The organism is Vibrio sp. 16, assembly GCF_963681195.1.
In the GTDB taxonomy this organism is placed as follows: domain Bacteria; phylum Pseudomonadota; class Gammaproteobacteria; order Enterobacterales; family Vibrionaceae; genus Vibrio; species Vibrio sinaloensis_D.
The window spans coordinates 193,384-216,038 of the sequence record NZ_OY808998.1; the positions used below are offsets into that span (position 1 = coordinate 193,384).

The following is a 22,655-nucleotide window of genomic DNA, read 5'->3' on the forward strand; positions in this document are numbered from 1 at the left end:
GCTTGCTGACTAAGGATGAACATTGGAAAAGCACGAAGAAGTCCTCGTTTCAATTCGCCAAATAATTCGCGCGATCGATTTACACTCCAAACGCTTGAGCAAAGAGTCTGGTTTAACAGGCCCTCAGCTTATTCTAATGCGTTCAATCAAAGAGTTAGGTGAAGTGACCATACGAGAGTTGTCGAATCATACCAATATGAGTCAAGCAACTGCGACCACAATCCTTGACCGCTTAGAAAGAAACGAGCTTGTTAAGCGTGTGCGCAGTAATCAAGACAAACGTAAAGTTCATGCGTACATCACTGATAAAGGTTTAGAGGTACTGAGCCAAGCCCCGATGCCTCTGCAACAGAACTTCATCAATAAGTTTCAAAGGCTCGAAGAGTGGGAACAATCTCTGCTGCTATCGTCGGTGCAACGTATTTCATCGATGATGAACGCTGAAGATATTGAAGTGGCGCCAGTGCTTGAACTGGGCAGCATCACTAAACCGGAATAGCCTTATCTGAATTGAACTATCCGGGCATTGGTCTAAAGTTGTAATAAGTGAAACAACGCGTCTTAGTAGCTTTTCGTCACGCAAAAGCTACTTTGATTAACCAGTGCAAAGGTGTCGGATGGTTAAAAAGACAAGTTTTGAACTCCACGCAGACGATACCATCCTAGACGTCAATCAAAAGAAGCGCGTCCTCAAACTTATCGCCATCATCACGCTGGTTGTTTTCGTTCCACTTGCGGTTAAAAACATCCTCATTGGTGAAACTGTCCTCGCCATCGTCCTACTTGCTTTCGAAATCACCTTACTGCTTGAAGTTGCAGCCATCATTTACAATGAACAACGAGTAATCGGCAATTTGATCCCACTGACATTGCTCGGCGCCTCGATTATTATGGCGATCGACATTTTCGGTACACTCGCAACCTACTGGGTGTTCCCTATCGTGATAGCAATTGTCTTCTTGTTTTCAGAGCGGGTGGCTCTTTTGTCAAACCTGCTCATCATTATCGGTGTGACGGCTGCGATTTACCCTCAGCAAGATCCGGAAGTGACCGCTCGATACACGTTTTCCCTTGTTGCAACCCTTACGATTGTCCATGTGGTGGTCAAGGAAGTGCATAAATTGCAAAGTGAACTAAGGCACCTGCTAGAAAGAGACGCGATGACGGGGGCATTGAATCGCCATCAACTGCATAGTTACCTCGACAGGGCCATTGAGCAGTATGGCTACTCAACCATTGTGATGATCGATGTGGATAATTTTAAGACCATTAATGACAACTATGGCCATGACACGGGCGACACGGTTCTTAAACAAGCGGTTGCAACCATCAACAGCAATACCAGAGCGAATGACTTGCTCTTTAGAGTCGGAGGAGACGAGTTTTTGTTGCTGTTTCACGGTGTCGATAAGTATGCGGTAGAAACCATCATGAATCTGATCGGAAGGAATATCTCAGAGCAAACCTACCCGCATGATGTCAAAGTCACACTCAGTTGTGGCGTCGCTGAATCGGTACCCTTTGAAACCAGCCAAGCTTGGATAAAGCGCGCCGATTTAGCCTTGTATCAAGCCAAATCTCTTGGTCGAAATCGGGTTTCTGTCTACTGCGACTCGACGCTTTCTCAATATGAAGATGTTGATTATCAACAGGAGTCTGGCAAACAAACCGTTAAGTGAAAACAGGCAGCTCACTCGACTCTTTCACTTGACGGATTGCAAGGTGGGTATGAATGTCTTTGACATTATCCAACCTCTGTAACTTTCGCGTAAACGATTCATATCCCGTGAGATCTTGGCTGACAACCTCCAACAAGTAGTCATAGGCACCTGATACAACGTGGCAGTTTGTCACCTCGCCCATTTCCAAAATCGCCTGCTCAAATGCATCAATAGACGCCGCTTGGTGGTTATTTAAACTCACTTCAACAAAAACCGTCATCCCGACTCCAATCGCAGGTTTGCTCAATTTGGCTTGGTATCCTGCGATCACACCTTCTTCTTCCAGTTTTTTGATTCGCCGCGCGCACGGTGAAGCCGAAAGTCCAACCCTATCCGCAATGTCCGCAGTGGATAACCTTGCATCCTTCTGCAGTAGCGACAGAATATGCTTATCAATTCTATCCATACTCATCCTTAACTGCTTCTACCAATTATTACGACAAATTTGATGTTTTCCATCAAGTAATGAGAAAAACTTAGCGAAGTTTGCCATATAACGCCAACGGTTACGACTCATAATTAACGCAAACAAATACAACTTGATAACATCATTATGATTTCAGGATATTTGGCAATGATTGCCACGTTACTGCTCTGGTCTGGTTTTTTTCTATCGCTGAGAAGCGGTGCGCATTCCGATCTCACCACCGCGGATATCGCGTTGACACGCTTTGTCATCCCGTGTCTGATTTTACTTCCACTCGTGATTCGTTCTCGGCTGAGCATTAAAGCAGTACCGCCACGCTATTTACTTGGCATGTTCATTGGCTGCGGTCTGCCTTATTTGCTGGTTGCAGGCTCAGGGATGCAGTTTGCACCGGTCTCTGATGGTAGCGCCTTGATACCAGGCACCCTGCCCCTGTTTGTCTCTGGGATTGCTGTTTTACTGTTTAAGCAGCCGTTAAGCCAGCACCGGATTGCAGGTTTGGTATTGGTCATCATTGGTATTGCCGCTTTTATGTCGCACAACTTGATGGAGCTCAACGGTGAGCGTATGCAAGGGCACCTGCTGTTTCTAACGGGAAGTATCATGTGGGCAATGTTCACCATCTGTGCTCGCGTATCGAGCCTAAATCCGTTGGTAACGGCGGGCTTTATATCACTCCTCTCGACATTCACACTCGCACTTTCGATTCATCTTGGCTGGTTGCCTAGTCACTTAGCCACCACAGCGGTAAATGAATGGCCATGGAAAGAACTAATTGGTCACATCATGCTACAAGGGATTGGTGCAGGCGTGATTGCCGCCTTTACTTATCTACATGCTATTTCCGTTCTGGGCGCAGAAAGAACAGCAGCATTTGGCGCAGCAACGCCAGCAATTGCGACATTTTTAGCCATCCCAATCTTCAATGAGCAGCCTTCACTTCTTGGTTGGGTGGCTCTGTCGCTGATTTGTATTGGTAGCCTAATCGCGAGCAATATTTTTATGAAGCAAGATAGCTCCATGCTCTACCAACCACCAAAGTTCAAATAAATCAGTAGAGAACTGGCAACGATAGCAGCGCGGAATAGTGGTTTTGCATAAGGCTTGCATTTAATGATGAAGGGAGCCAACACAAAAAGTGCGATAAGTAACGAGACCGCACCGTGTGAAAGCCATGTTTCGAGCACAACTAACCAGATAAGCCATAAGAGCAGTTCAACGTTTTGTAAATGGATCTTCTTACCCAACGCGGCAATAAAGACTCCGGCAGCAAGAGAAGGAATCATTGTAAACATTATTTTTTTATTCAACTGCAAATTATATTAATGATAATGATTGTCATTTGCAATTAATGGCAAGAAATTTGTGTGTTTTCTTTACTATGGTGGTTCTCTGCTAAAACCTTTATAGTCATCTGCCCTAAATCATTCTTGGAATAAGTTTGTGAAAACACCGTGTATCGCTGCATGTAAAAATGAAGGTGGAATCTGCCTTGGGTGTCATCGCACTGTTGAAGAGATCGCAACGTGGCGAATGATGACCGATGAGCAAAGAGAGTCTGTAATGGACCGTTTACGTGGCAAAACATCAAGCCATCAGTGTCCTCAATGCGGTAAACCAGCAAGCTGCGATCTTAGTGAAGGCAAGGCCACATGTTGGTGTTTTAGTTTGGAAAGACGCGATACAAGCTCACTACAGAGTAACGATTCTTGCCTATGCCGTTCTTGCCTAACAAACTTACCCATCGCATAAAAATTCTTGTTTTCATGGATTGAATTTTGGATTAGTTTTTCTAATCCAAATCATAGATTTTTATCTTGCTTGAGATCACACTTTTTCGTTGCTCGCTTTTCTAACTCGCTCTAATATCTCGCGCCTGAAAGTTCCCTTTCTCGTTATTTAAATTAGCTTAGCTACGGCAAAGCTAGTGGTTTCTTGCGTTTTGAATTTAGGTAAAATAGGAAATGTCCGCGTCTTCACAAGTTATTAAACTCACGTTTTTGATTGCGATTTTGACCGCTGTTGGCCAAATGACTCAAACCATGTACGTACCGTCAATCGGTCACATGGCGAATGAGTTCTTAGTCTCACCGGCAGCATTGCAGGCGGTCATGGCTTGTTACTTAATCCCCTATGGTTTTTCTCAATTCATTTATGGGCCTCTTTCCGATCGCTTAGGACGTAAACCCATCATCATTGTTGGATTGGTGATTTATATCCTAGGCACAATCATGGCGTTGTTTGCCCATCAATATGAATGGTTCTTAGCGGGAAGCTTTATTCAAGGTCTTGGTATAGGCTGTGGTGGCGCTATGTCACGCACCTTAACGAGAGACGTGTTCTCGGGCGCAGAGCTCCATAAGGTAAATAGCTTAATCAGCATGTGTGTGATTTTTTCGCCTCTTATCGCACCTGTTTTAGGAGGCTATCTCACAGAAGTGTTCGGTTGGCGTTCTAGCTACATGTTTCTCGCGCTATTTGGTATCGCAGTCGTTATTACCATGATGACAAGCTTTATGGAAACACTGCCAAAAGAGAAACGTCGCTATGAGAAAGTCACCGACAGCTATCGCTACGTATTATCGGACCGACGCTTCCAAGGCTACCTAATTTGCTTGGTGGCAACGTTTTCTGGTGTCGCTATTTTTGAAGCGGCGGCAGGTGTGCTGCTCGGTGGGGTGTTACAACTTCCTGCAACCACCGTCAGTTTACTTTTTGTAATGCCGATTCCGGGTTACCTAGTCGGTGCCGCACTTTCAAGCATTATTGCTGCGAAGAAGAACGAAAAAAGTGCGCTGATGTTCGGTTTATTTGCCATTATGGCTGGCTCTTTGATTGTATTGATTCCTGGCTTGATGGGGCAAACTACAGCGTTGACATTAGTCGGCGGAGCAACCATTTATTTCTTGGGTGCGGGCATTCTTTTCCCTGCGGCCACGACAGGTGCGCTCTCTCCACTGCCCTATCATGCAGGGACTGGCGGTGCGGTTCTTGGGGGCATGCAAAACCTCGGTGCTGGCTTAGCAACCTTAGGAGCATCCATGATTCCAACCACTAATCAGATGCCTTTAGGTGCATTGATGTTGATCATGTCATTACTCGCGCTGATTGGTCTTATTCGCGTTTACCGTAAACACGACCAATCTAATGATCAAATGCCATTGGCTATCTAAAAAAGGAGCTCATTGAGCTCTTTTTCTTTATTTTTCCACTACCATTTTTTCATGATTCGTCCCATCAGGTTGGGATGATAAGACCAGCAGTGATCGAACATTGTCATTAACTCAGGATTGCCATATTTAGACAGGCTGATGGCATGAAAGCGGTTTTTATGCTCTTTCAGTTCATCAACCTTGGCGATCATCTCTTCTGACTGTTTAGGCGCAATAAAGTCCGAGATCACCACCATATCCGCGTTTCGGTATTTGTCTCCGGTCATTAAGTCGATTGACTTCATAAGCACGGGCTCTAAATCTGTACCACCGTGGAAGCTGTAGGTGAGAAAATCACTCGCTTCTCTTAAGCCATCTTGCTTCGTCAGCTCATAGGTAATTTGCTCTGAAGAAAAGAGAATGACATAACAATCACGATCTTCAGCCAGCGCAATTTGCATCAGCGCATACGCCATCGCTTTGGCACACTGCTCAGGAAAGCCACTCATTGAGCCAGAAGCATCAACACAAATGATAAATGGCCCTTTCTCTACATCAACTTGGGCATTGTCTGGTTTTTGCGCGCGTACTTTGCGCAAAGTGCGGGACTTACCTTGCATTTTGTAGTTCATGAGACGCTTATCAACTAGGTGCTTGTAGAACACTACTTCTAGCTCAGGGTAAGCCAAGAACATGGTTTCGTTGGGTAACAGCTTATTGAGATCGTCACCTTCATGAATACCAACGATATCGTCGGTGGCTTTGTCAGATTTCTCTTCAACAATTTGAGGCTCTTCCAAAGGCGCTTTGTTCAAATCAGGATCGTCAACTTGACTCGCCATTCGACCAAGCTTCTCTGCGATCTCTTGAAGGCCTTGGTTCTTTTTCAAAAACTCTGCATGACGCTTCATCACGGTAAGATCAGTTTTGCTCAATCGAGCCGACGCCATGTCCCACAGACGGCCAACACTGCCTTCATCACCCTCTTCCGTCACTTTATCCATGTTCTTCATGGTTTCCATGCGTTGGTAAAGATCTTTGAGCACTTTCTCTTTGTTGGCTTCAAGCTCGGTCAATTGCGCTTGTCGAATGGCGTCGGAAAGGCTCTCATACCATTGATCACAGAAATAGTGCGGGAACATTGGGTTGTTTACCCCTTTGTTCTTCTCCATTAAGCGACGGGCCTGCAAGTAAAACGCAGAGTGCCATTCTAGCTTTTTGATGACTTCTGGTATCTGTTCAAAAAACTGCGCTTCATCCCAATAGATCACCTCTTGGTAGAGCGCAAGTTCTTGTTGAAAACGTTCCGTCTCACACACCTTAGTTATGCGCTTCTTAACGCTTCCACGCCATTTCAATAGATGGTTTTTTACCGAGGACTTAACGCCGCGGTTTTCCGCTACCGCCATCATTTGAGAGCGAGCCATTAAGTCGTTCACGGCCGTGTCTATGATGCCAGAATCGGCAATCATCAGTGCGAGGTTTAATCCATCTGCGCCTAACATTCATTTCTCCTATTCAAAGAATTGATTTAAGGTCTTGAAACGGAAAACCGTACGTTCACACTCGGTTTTGGTCGATTCCAGTACTTGTTGAAGGTGTTGTAAGCTCGCTTCCATTGCCCTTGGGATTTCTTGTTCGACAAAGCTATGTGGCAAGGCTCCGTGGAAATTCGAACGCACTCGTAGCAAGTGGTGTTCAGCATGTTCTAGCTGCGCCATTGCTTTCTCAGCTTTGGCAAACCACTCTTGGTAAAGTGTTTGATCTAAGCCTTTGTTGGTCACGATGGAAACTAAGACGGCACGATTAGCGATGTCTTTAATCACCAAGTTGTTCGCGCCATCGACATCAAAACGCAATCTAACCAGATTTGTATTGGTATTCACGTATCCATAAACGTCACCGTGACCTTCTTTGATCACTCGCTCTAGTTCGTTCTTAGGGACGTAAACCCAGCGACTGTCACCTTTTTCAGACTCAGTGACTGACATGTTACTTTGGAGTAAGACCAATTTAACGAGGTCGTAAGCGCTGCCCACCTGATAGCTTTTCGCATCGGAGATGTCGTAGCTGTGGATCTGCTTCTTGAGTAGACCCGTTGTTGATTCCATTGAAAGCATCACGCCAAACTCAGATTCGAGTTCTTCTTGAATCTCTGCAAGTTCTTCACGGCACAAGGTAATTTGCTGCTCAACGTCTTGCTGATCAAACGCTCGCATCAAGGCAAACTCTTTGATGACCTTACGAACCACCTCACGTGAATCTGGACTGTTCCACAAACAGTCTTGTAGCAGTAACAGATCGAGCGGATTGATTTCATCACGGCCATTGAAAAATGCGCTCGCTTTTAGCAATCGGACGGCTTTCTTCCAGCGACGGTCAGAGACATACATGTCGGTATCAGCAATGTCGACGCCCGTCGACTCTTGCGCTGCGTTTTCCAACATGGTTTTGAGTTCGTAGAGTTTTTCAAACACAGAATCAGACAGCTCAAGCGTATCTAGCTCCGATTGCCACTGGTGATACTCTTCATCCGTAATGGCTAAACCCTCAGGGAGTTTTGCTTCTTGTGGCGTTCCCACCGTGAGCATAGACTTAAAGTTCTGCTTGTTTTGAATACGATTGACGAACACACGAACCAACATTCGGTCATAGAGCGCTTCCAAGCCGCTGTCTTCATCTGGCAACTCATTAGATGCAGAAACCAACAAGCGCATCGGGACGCGCTCAATTTCATTACCGTTCTTAAAGGTTTTTTCATTCACCACAGTGAGAAGCGTGTTGAGTATCGCAGGTCCAGCCTTCCAAATTTCATCGAGGAAGACGACTTGTGCTGTTGGCAAATACCCTTCTGTTAGACGGACGTAGCGGCCGTTATCTTTCAGTTCTTGGATACTAAGCGGACCAAACACTTCTTCAGGTGTTGAGAAGCGAGTCATCAGGTATTCGAAATAAGAGGAATTGTCAAATGCCTGGATCAGGCGCTTGGCGATTAAACTTTTTGCAATACCAGGAGGGCCAAGTAGAAAAACGCTCTCTCCAGACAGGGCGGCTAGCAGGCAAAGTTTAATAGTTTCTTCTCGCTCGTAAACCCCGTCAGATAAGGCTTGAGCGAGCTTATTGATCCTTTCAGAGAGTAATGCTTTTTGTGAGTGGGAGGCTCTTGTTGGGTTTATCATGCTTACCTCTGATTATGAGCAGACTTATGTATAAGTTTATACATTTGTTATCACTTTGTTACAAGTGCATTTTGTAGATAGGGCAAATCTTTATATCAAATCAGGGTTGTCTGTAAGCCATTGAAATCAATGTTTGCATTAATGTAGCTTGAGTCGCAAAAATGCTTCAGCGAGACGCAAACGATAACAGGTTAATTCTTTCATTCGCGAGAAGAAGCGGATAAGGTAACGTCAGCGTTAGTTGTAAAGAAAATAATCATGATACCTTCCGATACAAGTAAAACCCTCCATAGCTGGAAACGAATCTCTTTGGTCGAAGAGTCCGTCACCCTCCCAAATGGCAAAAATATTCAACACACAACGATTGTTCACCCCGGAGCGACGGTGATCTTACCGATAACTCAAGATGGTCATATCATTCTTATCAATCAGTTTCGTCCTTCACTAAAGAAGTGGTTATTAGAGCTTCCAGCAGGCACCATTGAAAACGCGGAAGAGATCGAAGAATGTGCCAGAAGAGAGTTAGAAGAAGAGACGGGATACAGCGCAAAACAAATGATCTCGCTCGGCCAAGTGACGCCTTTAGCTGGATTTTGTGATGAAATACAGTACCTGTTTGTCGCAAAAGAGTTGGACAAAACCTGCCGATACGAATGTGACGACGATGAAGTGATCGAAGTCATTACCCTAACCATTGAAGAATTAGAACAAAAGATCATTCGTGGCGAAGTGAGCGATGCGAAAACCATAGCGTGTCTTAGCAAAGCGAAATTATGTGGATACCTTTAGGAGATAATCAAATGGATTTTCGTTCAGATACCGTGACTAAACCAACTCCCGCGATGCGAAAAGCGATGGCGGAAGCCCCTGTGGGAGATGACGTCTACGGTGATGACCCGACCGTCAATGACCTTGAGCAATGGGTCGCACAACGCCATGGTTTTGAGGCGGCACTGTTTACCACATCAGGAACGCAAGCCAATTTGCTGGGGCTAATGGCCCATTGCCAGCGCGGAGATGAGTACTTATGCGGTCAGCAAGCCCACAACTATAAATATGAAGCCGGTGGCGCTGCGGTTTTGGGCTCGATTCAACCTCAGCCTATCGAAAACAATCCAGACGGTACACTCGATTTCGCCAAACTTAAGGCTGCTATTAAGCCAGATGATTCACACTTTGCCAGAACGAAACTGCTGAGCTTGGAAAACACCATCAATGGCAAAGTGCTACCGATGGCGTATCTTAAGCAAGCTCGTGAGTTTGTTGACCAAAACGGTCTGCTACTGCACCTTGATGGCGCCCGTGTCTACAACGCAGCGGTGGCACTTGAGATTGACGTCAAAGAGATCGCTCAATACTTTGACTCGATGACAATTTGTTTGTCAAAAGGGCTCGCAGCCCCTATTGGCTCTTTACTCCTTGGTGACCAAGCCTTTATCGACAGAGCGCGTCGTCTGCGTAAAATGGTTGGCGGTGGTATGCGTCAGGCCGGGATTCTTGCTGCTGCTGGCAAACTGGCACTAACAGAGCAAGTAGAACAATTGAAAGTCGACCACCAAAACGCGAAGCATCTGGCTGAAAAGTTGAATAAGTTAGATGGATTTACTGTGGCCACAGAATTTGTACAGACCAATATCGTATTCGCGAAATTGGATGAGAGCGTTGATATTCATGGTATTGCCAAGCAACTCGCTCAAGACGGCATTACGATTACGCCCGGAAATCCGATTCGCTTCGTGACACACAAAGATATCACCAAGCAAGATATCGATACTTTGATCGAGAAAATCAACGCGTATCTGTAACGCCTCACGATTTGTTGATCTGAACCATTGAGCTTCCCCTTAGGGGAAGCTTTATTCTTTAGGCTAATTTCAACAACTCAAATCCACGCGATGAAGCCAATACTTACCTTATTTGCCCTGCTTTTTGCCTCACACTTACATGCGACCCAGTTTGGCGATGCCGAACTGGGTAAGATCAAATCACCAAGCTGTGTGTTTTGCCATGGTGCAACCGGCGTTGCGGTCAATAAGAGCTATCCCAACCTCAACGGCCAAAACGCACAATATCTGTATCAATCGATGCTGGATTACAAAAGTGGTAATCGCTCTGGTCCACTTGCTGAAATGATGGCCGCGCAGCTATCTCGACTCAATGAGCAAGATTTAAAAGATGTTGCCGCATACTACGCTCAGCAAAACACGCAAGCTCATTAAAAGAACACCTTATGGGCTAGGTACGGTACAGTACTTTCACAACGTGCCAACCAAACTTGGTTTTTACGAGATGTGGTACGAGGGTCTCGCCAGAGAAACAGACCTTGTCAAACTGAGGCACCATTTGACCACGACGGAATTCACCTAAATCACCGCCCTTTTTACCCGAAGGGCACGTCGAATATTTCTTCGCTAACGTTTGGAATTTCGCCCCTTTCTTGAGCTGTTTAATAATGTCTTCTGCTTGCTCTTTATGCTTAACCAAAATGTGCAGAGCAGCTGCGGTGTTTGCCATAGTGTGAACCTCAAAACCTGAATTTGACGGGATTGTAGCCGAAACACCCTCATTGTTCATCCCAGCAATTGATCTAATCGATATTGACTGACGATTATCTAGGCTATTAACGGTAGATTTGGACTATCCTAATTGAACAACACGCTAATTTCGTTACTATAAAAATAACCCTTAAGTTTATGTGCAGTTGGATACCCCATGGCAAAAATCGCAAGCAAAGCTAATCAATCGCAAGGCATGTTGATGTTTACGTTAACAGCAAAGCAACAGCTGTTTGCTATCGGAACCTTAAAAGTTCGCGAAATCGTACCCTTCATGCCCACCACCCAGATTCCCTATTCGCATCATCACGTCGTAGGTACGGTGACGATACGAAATATGACCATACCCGTAATCAACATGCCGGCCGCGATTGGCTTTAGACCAATCCAGCCAGAAGAGTACGACTCTTGCTACTTGATCGTGACAGACTGCTTGAGAACGGTTGTCGCCTTTATGGTGCGTTCGATAGAGAAAATCATCGAGTGTGACTGGAAAGCGATCGAATCGGCGCCTCGTTCCGCGGGCAACAATGTGTTTGTAACGGGCATTACTCGCTTCCAAGACAAAATTGTGCAAATGCTGGATGTAGAATTGCTGCTATCTAAGATTTATCCGCAATACGAATCTACAAACATCCCAATGCTGACCGACATCGAACGGGAAAAGCTTAAGGCACTGAACATTCTCTTGGTTGACGATTCGTCCATCGCTCGTAAACAACTCTCTGACGCATTAGACAGCATCAACATCCCCTATCAGATTCGCAACAATGGGCTCGATGCCTTACAAGCGATGCGAGAGCAAGCCGATAACAATACGCCTATTGACTTGCTAGTGAGTGACATCGAGATGCCCGGTCTAGACGGCTATGAGCTCGCTTTTGAAACTCAAAGTGACAGTCGATTGAGCAACGCCTACATCATTTTGCATACCTCCTTATCGAGTGAGATATGTGTAGACCGTGCGCAGCAAGTCGGTGCCCATGAAGCACTCGAAAAATTCAACGCTGGTGACCTAATCAAAGCAATGTTGAGGGGAGCAAGTAAACTTGAAGAAGGTACGAATATCACAGAGCGAATAGAAGTTGATGTTTAGCTTAAAGCAGACTCAAAACAATACGGAGTCACCGGTTACAAGCCTAAACTTTAGACTTAGTATGAATAATTGCTACTTAATTGTTCAATTAATCGCTTAAGCACATAATAATCATCAATAATTCGTATTTAATTGATATTAACTCAAGCATCTCGTTAGCAAATCCGCTAATCTTAAGTTAATTGGTAAGTACATTAAGATCCTAATAACGAATGACCGACGACGATTACAAAAGATCGACGGCAAATTTAAAAAAAGCCGTCCCTCTAATGATGAAAAATCACGTAGCGGCCACACCTGCAAACTATGCGCTATGGTACACCTACGTTGATAACGCGATCCCGCAGCTTAATAGGGAGCTCGACACTGTGCTGGAAAGCTATGGTGTCTGTCCACCAGCTTCGGGAGAGCAGTTGTATAAAAACTACGTTGCCTCACGCGCAGAAACCAACATCAGCGATCTTCGAGCAAACATCGAACTGTTGGTTGGCCAAGTTGCTGCATCGGTTACCGATACGCTCGCCGATACCTCCACTTTCTCAAGCATGATTGACAAGAGCTTCTCTAGTTTAGAGAAAGTAAAAGACGACAACATGTCGTTGGAAGAGGTGATGACAGTTGTGCGCCAGCTTGTCGACGAATCAAAAGAAATTCGCCATTCCACCAAGTTCTTAAACAACCAGTTGGAATCCGCGAGTGAAGAAATTCAGCGCCTAAAAACTGAGCTCGCTGAAGTTCAACAAGACGCGCTGTTTGATAGCCTGACCAGTTTGTATAACCGCCGATCTTTCGACAACGATATTAAAACGCTCTGCCAAACAGGACAAAAAATCTGCCTAGTATTGGCAGACATTGATCACTTCAAGAGCTACAACGATAACTATGGCCACCTATTTGGTGATGCAGTTATCAAAGGGATTGCCAAACGACTCCATATTAACGCACGTGATGGCGTTCATGCTTACCGTTTTGGTGGAGAAGAATTTGCCCTAATCGTACCAAACAAGCAGTTACGAATTGCTCGCCAGTACGCTGATAGCTTGCGTCGTTCTATTGAGAAACTGTCGATAAAAGATAAACGTTCTGGAAGCTTGGTCGCAAATATTACGGCGTCATTTGGAGTGGCTGAGCTTGAAGAAAATGAAAGTGCAGAATCTTTGATCGAGAGAGCAGATAAACTGCTCTACGAAGCCAAGCAACTCGGCAGAAATAGAGTTATGCCGTTATAGCGCTCATTCGATCTAAAAAGCCCTAGCACAAAATGCTAGGGCTTTTACTTTGAATATAATGCCATCGCTTATTAGCCATCAGCTGTAATGGTTGCAATAAGCTCCTGCTGTACTTGCTCTGCTTTGTCATTATCAATTTGACAGGTTCCAGCAGCTTTGTGGCCACCACCACCGTACTTGAGCATCAGTTCACCAACGTTCGTTTTAGAGCTACGGTCAAAAATGGATTTGCCGGTTGCAAATACAGTGTTCTGTTTTTGGAAACCCCACATCTTATGAATAGAGATGTTGCATTGAGGGAACAACGCATAAATCATAAAACGGTTGCCCGCATAAATGGTTTCTTCGTTGGTTAAATCGAGCAGTACCAGATTACCATGAACCGTTGCACAACGTTGAATCTGGTCTTTGAACAACACTTCATGCTCTCGGTATAAATCGATGCGTTCTTTGACGTCATCAAGCTGAAGGATTTCATCGATTGTGTGGTTTTTGCAGTACTCAATCAAATCCATCATTAAGTTGTAGTTCGAAATGCGGAAGTTACGGAAACGCCCCAACCCAGTGCGCGCGTCCATCAAGAAGTTCAGCAAGTTCCAACCGTCAGAATCCAATACTTCATCACGGGTGAACTGCGCTGAATCTCCCTTATCCACCGCTTCCATCATATCAAGCCATTGAGATGGGAACGTCGCTTCACCACCATAATGCTCCCAAACGACGCGTGCAGCTGATGGTGCATTCGGATCGATGATATGATTCTCACGATCGCCTTCATTGCGAATCGTCTCTGAAAGGTGGTGGTCAAATACAAGATGCGCATCCGCCACATAAGGAAGGTTGGTGACAATATCTCTAGAAGTAATCTCGACAACACCATCTTGCATGTCTTTCGGGTGAACAAACTTAATGTCATCAATAAGGTTTAGTTGTTTGAGTAACACGGCACAAACGAGGCCATCAAAATCACTGCGGGTTACAAGTCGATGTTTTTGCTCCGACATCTTGCACGTCCTATGCTAATACACGTTTGGTTATACTGATTACCCTACCATAACCAGTACTAATCATTCATCAATAAAACAATCGGTAAGTATGATCGGTCTCTTATTATTTTAGTATTAGTCTTTGTTTTAACAAACTTAAGACAATGTTTTTTCACGCTTATCCTATACTCCAAATCGAGTTGTTGTTCCCATTGGAGAATTAGAATGAATAAAACACCACTCTTATGCGCAATCGCAGGTTCGTTATTGTTGGCTGGTTGTGCAAGTGAACCTGATGAATATGAAGTAAAAGAGTACACGTCGTTGGCGAATCCAGCAGCGGTGTATTGCGTTCAACAAGGCGGAGAGCTAGAAACCGTCAGTGAAAATGATCAACGCGTGACCTACTGTCTACTTCCAAACAAGGATCGCGTCGAACAGTGGGAGTACTATCGCAACAACCACACTAATGAGAGCGATTCATAGTCGCTATTGAGGGCTCTCAGGATCGTACTTTCGATTCAAACCCGTCAATATTTGATGAAACCGAGCAAGTTGAGTGCGTACAGTTTCCACTGGGCATTGCTCGGTCGTCGAGTCCACAATTTCAGATAGCTCGTTGACCAGCGCTAGGTCATGTTTGCATTCGAGTGATTGTGCCAGCTTTTCAAGCGCACGTTTCGCAATGCAATAAGGCTCGGCTCTTACCTCTGCTAACGAACGATTAAACGCGCCCTGCACTACCCCCTCTAAGTAGACTCTGTAAACCGTGAGCTCATCAATCGCCAGAAACCGCATTCCGGCATCATTCTTATGAGGGTATGGCACTAAGCCGTGCTTAAACAGATCTGGCGAAATATTTAAACATAGCCCAGCCTTTAGACAGCGATCGCGCAACACCTTTAGTAGCCCCTGCTCATCCATCAATGTTTGGATTTGGAAAATTCGCTCTAGGTGATAATCATTGCTCACGAAAAAGACCTTTAAGCACTCGTCAAGGTTGAATCTATTCGAATCAATCATTTTCAGTGCGGCGTTCTCAACGTTTTCTACCGTGTTCGTTGAATCAGGCTCGAGCATCACCAAAGCAGGCTTTGCGTCTATCGGGAGCTGCTGAAATCGCGTGTACATTGCTTTGGCTTCAGCATCCGTTTGCCCGCTCGTTACTCCACCACAAAAAATCAATGCCGTTTGCGCCAATTCGAAACGCTGTAAGTAATCGGCGAGATAATCGACTCGGCTTTGTCCTTCTAAAGTCAACTGATTACATACCAATCTTTTACCAAGGACAATGATCACACTATGAATGCTCTTACTTTGCCGAGTTATCACTTATTAACCTCTATTTAAACTGTGTCTGTACAAAACTAAATTTTGTCGGTAACTTACCAAGTTAAAATTATGTTAACTATTATTAAAAAGCCTGATTAACAGGTTCAGTCAGCAATTCTCTATACAGGAATCAAGTTTATGCTGTCGATTTTCGATATCTTTAAAGTGGGTGTGGGCCCTTCAAGCTCACACACAAATGGGCCGATGCTCGCAGGTTACCACTTTACCAGACAACTCGCTCACTCGATCACGAAAACTCACCGTGTTCAGGTCGACTTATTTGGTTCATTGTCTCTAACAGGCAAAGGACACCACACCGACCGGGCGGTCATTCTGGGATTGCTTGGCAATAAACCTGACACCATCAAAATGACCAGCGCAAAAACGGCACTCTCGCAAGCCATTGAGGGCGGTAAACTGTCGCTTGCGTCAGCCCATACCATCAGTTTTAGCTATGAGAGTGATATTTTGTTTCATAGTGACAACTTACCACTCCACGAAAACGGTATGTCGATCACTGCCTATGATGCGCTTGGCGCTCAATTGTTCACTGAAACCTACTATTCCATTGGTGGAGGGTTTATCGCCACCGCCGATGAGATGCAAAATGGAAAGCAGCAAGACGACGTAGAGGTTCGCTACCCCTTCTCGAGCGCCGATGAAATGCTCAAGCAGGCCGAGCAAAATGGTCTCAGCTTAGGAGGAATGATTTTGCGCAATGAGCAGAGTTTTTGGTCAGAAGAAGAGATTGACCGCAAAGCAGAGCAGATCTGGAAAGTGATGTCCTTGTGTATGCAGCGCGGATTCGAAACCGAAGGGATTCTAGAAGGCGGACTGAATGTGACCCGACGCGCGCCTAACCTACTTAAAAAACTCGAAGCCAATGCCGCGATTGAAAACGATCCGATGGAAATCATGGATTGGATCAATCTGTTCGCGTTTGCCGTCAGTGAGGAAAATGCCGCGGGCGGTCAAGTTGTCACCTCTCCGACCAATGGTGCGGCAGGGGTAATTCCCGCTGTGCTTATGTATTACCATCGCTTTATCAAAGAGCTCGATTTAAAGCAGATTAAGGACTTTATCGCCGTCGCAGGCGCTATAGGTATCTTGTATAAAACCAATGCGTCTATTTCAGGCGCAGAGGTAGGCTGTCAGGGTGAAGTTGGCGTCTCATCTTCGATGGCAGCAGCAGGGCTTACCGCACTGCGCGGAGGAAGTAACGAGCAAATTTGCATAGCGGCTGAGATCGCGATGGAGCATTCATTAGGCATGACCTGCGATCCAATCGGCGGGTTAGTTCAAGTCCCATGTATTGAACGTAACGCCATGGGCGCAATGAAAGCGATCAATGCCTCTCGTATGGCGCTCAAGCGCACCAGTAAGTGTCTTATCTCGCTCGACAAAGTCATCGCTACCATGTATCAAACCGGCAAAGACATGAACCGGAAATACAGGGAAACGTCATTAGGAGGACTGGCCGTCATCCATATGGCTCCGCCTTGCGAATAATGATTAAAAAACCCAGCGACATCGCTGGGTTTTTCTTATCATTTCGACGTTAGATTTTATCCGATACCGCCCATACTGCAGCTAAAGTATCATGACCAAACTTAATGCTTCGCTCTGGTGACCAGCCATACAGTGGGTCCGGATAATCGTTGTTATCTTTAAATGGCATCTCTACCGTGTAAGAGAGACACTTAAACTGCTCCCCCACCCAGTTTGAGCCAACCGTCAAGTTGGCTTTGCCCGGCTCATCTTTGTCGTAACCGTGCTCATCTTGAAACTCAGGTGTCACGGCGTGCAATGCGTGTTTAAATGCCAATTCTAAGCCCGCTAGACGCTCATCGTAAGATGGAATGCCTTCAGATCCCGCAACAAAGTTATAAGGGATCGCCTCATCACCATGAATATCTAGGAACATATCAACGCCTGTTTCGAGCATCTTCTCGCGCACTAAGAATACCTCAGGGCTGCGCTCCATTGACGGCGTTTGCCATTCACGATTCAAGTTCACGCCAATCGCATTGCAACGAAGATGGCCTCGAATCGCGCCATCTGGGTTCATGTTTGGAACCACGTAAAGAACGGCTTTTTCAAGCAATGCGCGCGCTGTCGTGTCATCTTCATCCAGTAAACGCTGTACTAGCCCTTCCATAAACCATTCAGCCATCGTCTCGCCTGGATGTTGACGAGCAATCAACCAAATCTTTTTCTTACCTTCTTCTGGTTCACCAAAGGTAAGCAAGCTCATGTCATTGCCATCAAGGGTTTGACCAAGCGTTTCCAACTGGCAATGGTGCGCACTTTGCGCCATATGCAGTAAATCTAAATGACGGTCATAGCTGTATGGGGCAAAGTAAGCAAAATAAAGTGAGCCGCGCTCTGGGTAGATAGAGAACGTGAGTGTATCACCATCAAACTCAGCAGGAACTCTAAACCACTCTTCTCGATCATAAGATGCGACCACATCGTAACCTTGCCATCCTTCAGGGTAAGCCGAGCCTTTTAAGTCAAGCAGTTTGATGGTGTGTTTTTGCTCAGCTTCCGTTTCTAAACGAAAATGGAACCACTGATAAAACTCAGACTGGTTATCATTAGGAATTTTAAGTTGAATGTCTTCCTTATTCTCTAGGCTAACGATTTCGATGCTACCACTATCGAAGTTGCTGAAGATCTTCATAAAGTTACGTTCCTTTTACATTTGAGGTCAACACGGGCAGGCTATCACAAAGCTCATCAACAAAACATTGAATTCCCATGCCGTTAACCAGCCCAACTGAATAACAAATATCCAACGCAAACGATTTGGATCAATTTCATTATAAAAATTTATGCGAAATAGACAAAAAATCGTGCATCAATAGGGTTTTCTGCGATAATTGTTTCAATTTATAACATACCACGGAATTATAACATTACAGTTGTTAACTCTGTGTCATACCAATTAAAAGAGAATATTATGTGGAATAAATTGAACAAATCAATGATGTTCTGCCAAGCTATGTTTGGCTTATCATTCTACGGTGTCATGGTGATTCTAACTCGCTTTTTCCTAGAGGATTTAGGATACAGCGAGGCAGATACAATGATGGTAGTTGGTGCGTTTTCGTCGATAGGTCCACTGTTCGCCATCGCGGGCGGTTTTATAGCAGATAAATTCCTTGGCGCATACCGTTCGTTGACGATTGCTTATGGCACATTTGCGACCGGATACACCTTGCTCGTCCTTGGTGCGTCAGCAACTAATGTTCCGCTGGCCTTGGTGGGCATTGCACTGGCAAGCTACGCTCGAGGTTTGATGTCTCCTTCTTACCCAAGTCTTTACAAACGTACCTTTGCTTCAGAAGAAGACTTTGAAAACGGCTACCCAGTCAACTACTCCGTAAACAACGTTGGTGCGCTGCTGGGCCAATACCTGTTCCCAATGTTTGTCTTGGTGATCGGCTTCCACGGCAGTTTCACTCTATCTGCGGTAATGGCTGCATTTGCGTTTGCGGTACTCATCATCTTCAATAAGCAGCTAGTGAACGTTGCCGCCGACATCGACCAAAAACCTGTCAGCACCAAAAACTGGATTGCCTTTCTTGGCCTTTCAGCAGCAATGGTTGGCTTAGTATTCTTCATGTTCTCGAACATGGATATCGGCCAAAACATTGTCTACGCTATCGGCGCAGCCGCGATTTTGTATTTCATCTCGCTGATGTTTAAGTCTGGCAAGTCCGACGCGTTGAAAATGGGCACGATTCTAATCATGACGGTGCTGACGACCTGTTTCTTTGTTTACTATGGCCAAATGATGACCTCAATGACCATGGTAACGATAAACACTATGCGCGGTGATCTGTTCAATATTATTCCAATTGCTCCAGAAGCCTCGATGGCAATGAACCCATTGTGGTGTATTGTTGCGGGTCCAGTTATCTCAATGACCTTTTCAAGCCTTGAGAAAAAAGGCATCACTTTTTCTACCGCCACTAAGATCGGTTTTGCGTTCATCTTCACAGCTATCGCGTTTGGTATTTTAACGATGGCGGTTATGAACATTGGCGAAGATGTGATCATTCGCCCTGAAGTGTTCCTAGCCATTCACTTCTTCCAAGCGTTTGCAGAGGTGATTGTAGGTAGCTTAGTTGTTGCGTTTATTCTCTCTGTTGCGCCAAAACACATCGAAGGCTTCTCAGTGTCGCTGTTTTCGGTAGCAATGGCGTTGAGTGGTATTGTCGGTGCAGTTTTCTCTACGTCTATTGCGCTAGAGAAGGGGCAAGAGATCACCCAAGAAATCGTTCAAAACGTCTATGGCGATTACTTCCAACTACTTACTGTTTTAGCTGTTGTGATGGTCGCGATCGCTCTGATCTGTTCATTCGTGATTCGCAAGATGCTTGTCGTCGCACGCGCAGAGCAACAACCAGAACTCGTTGAAGCAGAGCAGTAATCTGCGCTAAAACCAATAAGCCCCTGAATCAATCAGGGGCTTCGTCAACCTACATCCACTGCCACTCAGCGGGTAATCGTACTCTCTATACTGACCGCATCATGACGCCAATACTCAATTGACGTATCCACTATCCTTCCCTGCTCATCGTAGTTAGTACACTCAATCATCAGTGCTGGTGTCCCTACCGTCGCGTTTAGAGCATGGGCAATGTCACCTTGCAGGCCTGTGGTCGTAATGCGTTGCTGCGTCTTTCCATAAGAGAGGCCGTAGGTTTCGCGATAAACCTGAGTCAACGACATTGAAAAATCCACTTCAAGCAGGTTTGGGACAATTGCAGGCTGAACGTAATGGACGACATAGCAAACAGGGCGCCCTTCGAGATAACGTACTCGTTCAATCTGATAGATATCAGAAAACGGCGCTAGTGCCATCATTGCTGATGCGTACTTGTTCGCTAACGTCGATTTCGACACTAAGACTTGAGTTTTACCTTGACGGTTTTGCTGGTTCGTAAGTTCTCGAAAACTAATCGATACTGAAGGATCAAGCTTTAACGTCGGCCGAGAGATAAACCAACCTCTACGATCCTCACGATAAATGCGCCCTTCTGATTCTAGTAATGACAAGGCTTCACGCAAAGTAACGCGCGTCGTATCAAACGCTTCTGCGAGTTTTCTCTCTGACGGTAGCTTCTCGCCTGCTGCGAGCATTCCGGTTTCGATTTGCTCAACAATCGCGTCTTTAATTTTTACGTATTGCACAGTCTGCCCTTTGGTTAACCATTACTTTGTTTGGCAAGCAATTATACACGCAAAATAGAGCAATGAGTGGCAGGAAGTTGCTTCACGTGCAAGTGGATTTATGTGGCTCACCTAACCAAGAGACGGCCATCTTTGTGTAGGCGACATCGCCTTTGTAAAAGCACTCCCCTTCAGGTTGTAAGCCAAACTTCGCGTAGATGCCAGTAGCACTGATGCGCGCGTCGCACCAAAAGTGCTCAACACCACTAGCTTTAAGATCGGACATTATGCGAGTCAACATGGCTTTACCGATACCTTGCCCTTGAAACTCGGAGCGAGTTGCAAACTTTCGTAACCGACTCACCTTACCCGACGTAAAAATTGAAGCCACTGACACCAACTCGCCGTGTAGATAAGCACCATAGTGAAGACCTTTATCGTCATCGCTCACGCGGCAAAAATTGATACTTTTGGTCGGCCACAGCACAGCATGCCGAATTGGCAAGGTCTCTTCAGCAGAAATAAGACGTATATCCAACGCATCCTCCTTCGTTAATTCGTCCCTAGTTTTGCTACAGGTTAGGGAAGATGTAAAGGGAAAGAGCAACGCATCTACTATTGAGACGAGGGAAAAGTATTGAGGCGAGGGAAAAAGCGGCCCTAACATAAGGCCACTTTCAGATCAGAAAGACGCAATAAAGACTTGGAGTTGGCTAATTATGCTTGCCAGAGCCATGCTCCCTTCATAGGTCAGCGTCCAACAATAAAAACCGATGTTGAGCGTTATCGACGCCCAAAATAGAAAACGAAACTCCACATTGGTGTATTTGTGGTGCAAGATCGACTGAGCAAGCAGAGCACCGGGCCAGCCACCAAACAGGTTAAGTAAATAGAAGACCATATCCGGTACTTGGCTGCCACCAGTGTGCTGCGCTTGTTTATCGACGGAATAGATGAGGTAGGTGACCGTTGAGAGGGCAATCGCACCAACAAGAACAACGGGGGGGAAGTTGAGTAAAAACACGCTCGCAACCATGGTCGAAACAAACCAAATCGCGACTGCCAACGGGAAACTGAAGACAAATTGCCGCTCAACATGAACCGCTTTTAAGGCTCCTTGCTCATCTTCGGCAAGACGAAACTGTACTCTGTCTCTTAACCGAGGTGGGTGCCCGAATGCTTCAAAATCAAATAAGTCAAACCTTACTTGTGCCTCTTGATCATCAACTGAGATATAGCCGTAACCCTTGTGATGATTCCACTCACTGATCGTTCCTTGAATAGCCATTGTCATTTACCCTATCGCGCCACACGCATCACCATGCAGCACTGTTGCCTAACGTAACGTTTAATTGATTTATATGTATGCGCGTTAAATATAGACAAGTAAGAAACAATAGGCATAGCAGCCATCACAGTTTCATAACGAAATAGTTATATAACAATCAATAGGTGGATAGAGCCGTGTAAAAGACGGTTGAAGAGAACAAACTATTATCTCGTTTAATAAGCAAAGGCGCTGTAGGTAGCGCCTTGAAGATTCATAAATAATAGGGAGATTATCGAACAGGCATAATGTGCAAAGCCAATGCGCACCCGTTCATATCGCGCTCAGCGTCGAAAGCCACGCGTTCAGAAATGTACGGTGGTTGAGCCCCTAAATCCATGTCACGTACATGAAAGAACAGCGTCTCGTCTGACATATCTGCTCTAATGAGGCCAATTCCATGTTTTGAGTCCCAGTTTACAACTCTACCTACCATCGCCATTGTTGAATCTCCTTTGCGTTCTTACCCC

At 45.4% G+C, this 22,655-nt stretch carries 25 protein-coding genes; 13 read left to right on the forward strand and 12 right to left on the reverse strand.

Annotation, left to right across the window (positions count from 1 at the left end):
- The first annotated feature begins 22 nt into the window (after nt 1-22).
- A complete protein-coding gene (locus tag U9J37_RS15100) occupies nt 23-499 on the forward strand; it encodes a MarR family winged helix-turn-helix transcriptional regulator (protein WP_038137240.1) in 477 nt (158 codons plus the stop codon).
- Nucleotides 500-617: 118 nt separating this feature from the next.
- Nucleotides 618-1,679 (forward strand): GGDEF domain-containing protein, encoded by a 1,062-nt coding sequence (locus U9J37_RS15105; RefSeq protein ID WP_322414198.1) that lies wholly within the window; start codon nt 618-620, stop codon nt 1,677-1,679.
- Here U9J37_RS15105 and U9J37_RS15110 read toward each other — a convergent pair.
- Nucleotides 1,672-2,127 (reverse strand): Lrp/AsnC family transcriptional regulator, encoded by a 456-nt coding sequence (locus U9J37_RS15110; RefSeq protein ID WP_038137243.1) that lies wholly within the window; start codon nt 2,125-2,127, stop codon nt 1,672-1,674. The two genes, U9J37_RS15105 and U9J37_RS15110, sit on opposite strands and share 8 nt — an antisense overlap.
- A 147-nt stretch (nt 2,128-2,274) precedes the next feature.
- Between U9J37_RS15110 and U9J37_RS15115 the strand changes: the two genes are divergently transcribed.
- Nucleotides 2,275-3,198 (forward strand): DMT family transporter, encoded by a 924-nt coding sequence (locus U9J37_RS15115; RefSeq protein WP_005472271.1) that lies wholly within the window; start codon nt 2,275-2,277, stop codon nt 3,196-3,198.
- Here U9J37_RS15115 and U9J37_RS15120 read toward each other — a convergent pair.
- Nucleotides 3,174-3,443, reverse strand: coding sequence for a hypothetical protein (locus tag U9J37_RS15120; protein ID WP_039474393.1), 270 nt, complete (start codon nt 3,441-3,443; stop codon nt 3,174-3,176). The genes U9J37_RS15115 and U9J37_RS15120 overlap by 25 nt on opposite strands.
- Nucleotides 3,444-3,591: 148 nt before the next feature.
- On the opposite strand from U9J37_RS15120, the gene U9J37_RS15125 reads away from it, so the two are divergent.
- Together U9J37_RS15125 and emrD are read left to right on the forward strand one after the other, a co-directional pair.
- Nucleotides 3,592-3,900 (forward strand): cysteine-rich CWC family protein, encoded by a 309-nt coding sequence (locus U9J37_RS15125; RefSeq protein ID WP_072039081.1) that lies wholly within the window; start codon nt 3,592-3,594, stop codon nt 3,898-3,900.
- A gap of 212 nt (nt 3,901-4,112) precedes the next feature.
- Nucleotides 4,113-5,321: a multidrug efflux MFS transporter EmrD gene (gene emrD, locus U9J37_RS15130; protein WP_005472324.1), complete on the forward strand. Its 1,209-nt coding sequence runs from the start codon at nt 4,113-4,115 to the stop codon at nt 5,319-5,321.
- Between the two features lie 38 nt (nt 5,322-5,359).
- Here the strand turns inward: emrD and viaA are convergent, their stop codons facing one another.
- Together viaA and U9J37_RS15140 are read right to left on the reverse strand one after the other, a co-directional pair.
- Entirely contained in the window at nt 5,360-6,805 is a 1,446-nt protein-coding gene (gene viaA / locus U9J37_RS15135; protein WP_005472173.1) for an ATPase RavA stimulator ViaA, read from the reverse strand.
- Nucleotides 6,806-6,814: 9 nt separating this feature from the next.
- Nucleotides 6,815-8,479 (reverse strand): ATPase RavA domain-containing protein, encoded by a 1,665-nt coding sequence (locus U9J37_RS15140; RefSeq protein ID WP_038137257.1) that lies wholly within the window; start codon nt 8,477-8,479, stop codon nt 6,815-6,817.
- A gap of 258 nt (nt 8,480-8,737) precedes the next feature.
- Between U9J37_RS15140 and U9J37_RS15145 the strand changes: the two genes are divergently transcribed.
- The 3 genes from U9J37_RS15145 (at nt 8,738) to U9J37_RS15155 (ending at nt 10,698) form a co-directional block, all read left to right on the forward strand.
- Complete coding sequence (locus U9J37_RS15145) at nt 8,738-9,268, forward strand: NUDIX hydrolase (RefSeq protein ID WP_005472214.1); 531 nt, start codon at nt 8,738-8,740, stop codon at nt 9,266-9,268.
- An 11-nt stretch (nt 9,269-9,279) separates the two neighbouring features.
- Entirely contained in the window at nt 9,280-10,284 is a 1,005-nt protein-coding gene (gene ltaE, locus U9J37_RS15150) for a low-specificity L-threonine aldolase (RefSeq protein WP_005472373.1), read from the forward strand.
- Between the two features lie 90 nt (nt 10,285-10,374).
- Nucleotides 10,375-10,698, forward strand: a complete 324-nt coding sequence (locus U9J37_RS15155; RefSeq protein ID WP_005472265.1) for a c-type cytochrome — start codon at nt 10,375-10,377, stop codon at nt 10,696-10,698.
- Nucleotides 10,699-10,714: 16 nt separating this feature from the next.
- Here U9J37_RS15155 and ppiC read toward each other — a convergent pair whose 3' ends face one another.
- Nucleotides 10,715-10,993: a peptidylprolyl isomerase PpiC gene (gene ppiC / locus U9J37_RS15160; protein WP_005472248.1), complete on the reverse strand. Its 279-nt coding sequence runs from the start codon at nt 10,991-10,993 to the stop codon at nt 10,715-10,717.
- A gap of 198 nt (nt 10,994-11,191) precedes the next feature.
- Between ppiC and U9J37_RS15165 the strand changes: the two genes are divergently transcribed.
- Both U9J37_RS15165 and U9J37_RS15170 read left to right on the forward strand, forming a co-directional pair.
- On the forward strand, nt 11,192-12,130 hold the full coding sequence (locus U9J37_RS15165; protein ID WP_005472307.1) for a chemotaxis protein: 939 nt from the start codon (nt 11,192-11,194) through the stop codon (nt 12,128-12,130).
- A 212-nt stretch (nt 12,131-12,342) separates the two neighbouring features.
- Nucleotides 12,343-13,359, forward strand: coding sequence for a GGDEF domain-containing protein (locus U9J37_RS15170; RefSeq protein WP_005472367.1), 1,017 nt, complete (start codon nt 12,343-12,345; stop codon nt 13,357-13,359).
- Nucleotides 13,360-13,430: 71 nt separating this feature from the next.
- Here U9J37_RS15170 and U9J37_RS15175 read toward each other — a convergent pair whose 3' ends face one another.
- Entirely contained in the window at nt 13,431-14,363 is a 933-nt protein-coding gene (locus tag U9J37_RS15175; RefSeq protein WP_005472342.1) for a DHH family phosphoesterase, read from the reverse strand.
- Between the two features lie 207 nt (nt 14,364-14,570).
- Here U9J37_RS15175 and U9J37_RS15180 point away from each other — a divergent pair, with 207 nt between their 5' ends.
- Nucleotides 14,571-14,831 carry a putative hemolysin gene (locus U9J37_RS15180; RefSeq protein WP_005472358.1) on the forward strand — a complete coding sequence of 87 codons (261 nt, stop codon included), beginning with the start codon at nt 14,571-14,573 and terminating at the stop codon, nt 14,829-14,831.
- Nucleotides 14,832-14,834: 3 nt separating this feature from the next.
- Here U9J37_RS15180 and U9J37_RS15185 read toward each other — a convergent pair whose 3' ends face one another.
- Nucleotides 14,835-15,677: a YdcF family protein gene (locus U9J37_RS15185; RefSeq protein WP_232280822.1), complete on the reverse strand. Its 843-nt coding sequence runs from the start codon at nt 15,675-15,677 to the stop codon at nt 14,835-14,837.
- A 138-nt stretch (nt 15,678-15,815) separates the two neighbouring features.
- On the opposite strand from U9J37_RS15185, the gene U9J37_RS15190 reads away from it, so the two are divergent.
- Complete coding sequence (locus U9J37_RS15190) at nt 15,816-17,186, forward strand: L-serine ammonia-lyase (protein WP_005472273.1); 1,371 nt, start codon at nt 15,816-15,818, stop codon at nt 17,184-17,186.
- 49 nt (nt 17,187-17,235) lie between these two features.
- Here U9J37_RS15190 and U9J37_RS15195 read toward each other — a convergent pair whose 3' ends face one another.
- The gene (locus tag U9J37_RS15195) at nt 17,236-18,360 is read right to left on the reverse strand and encodes a M14 family metallopeptidase (protein ID WP_005472218.1); all 1,125 of its coding nucleotides are present in this window, start codon (nt 18,358-18,360) and stop codon (nt 17,236-17,238) included.
- A 279-nt stretch (nt 18,361-18,639) separates the two neighbouring features.
- On the opposite strand from U9J37_RS15195, the gene U9J37_RS15200 reads away from it, so the two are divergent.
- The gene (locus tag U9J37_RS15200; protein WP_005472225.1) at nt 18,640-20,115 is read left to right on the forward strand and encodes a peptide MFS transporter; all 1,476 of its coding nucleotides are present in this window, start codon (nt 18,640-18,642) and stop codon (nt 20,113-20,115) included.
- Between the two features lie 65 nt (nt 20,116-20,180).
- On the opposite strand, the gene phnR is transcribed toward U9J37_RS15200, so the two are convergent.
- From phnR to U9J37_RS15220, 4 genes are all read right to left on the reverse strand, one after another.
- On the reverse strand, nt 20,181-20,879 hold the full coding sequence (gene phnR / locus U9J37_RS15205) for a phosphonate utilization transcriptional regulator PhnR (protein WP_322414199.1): 699 nt from the start codon (nt 20,877-20,879) through the stop codon (nt 20,181-20,183).
- Nucleotides 20,880-20,961: 82 nt separating this feature from the next.
- The gene (locus U9J37_RS15210) at nt 20,962-21,396 is read right to left on the reverse strand and encodes a GNAT family N-acetyltransferase (RefSeq protein WP_038137287.1); all 435 of its coding nucleotides are present in this window, start codon (nt 21,394-21,396) and stop codon (nt 20,962-20,964) included.
- A gap of 144 nt (nt 21,397-21,540) precedes the next feature.
- Complete coding sequence (locus U9J37_RS15215; protein WP_038137289.1) at nt 21,541-22,146, reverse strand: DUF1294 domain-containing protein; 606 nt, start codon at nt 22,144-22,146, stop codon at nt 21,541-21,543.
- A gap of 271 nt (nt 22,147-22,417) precedes the next feature.
- Nucleotides 22,418-22,627, reverse strand: a complete 210-nt coding sequence (locus U9J37_RS15220) for a hypothetical protein (RefSeq protein ID WP_039474429.1) — start codon at nt 22,625-22,627, stop codon at nt 22,418-22,420.
- Between the last annotated feature and the right edge of the window lie 28 nt (nt 22,628-22,655).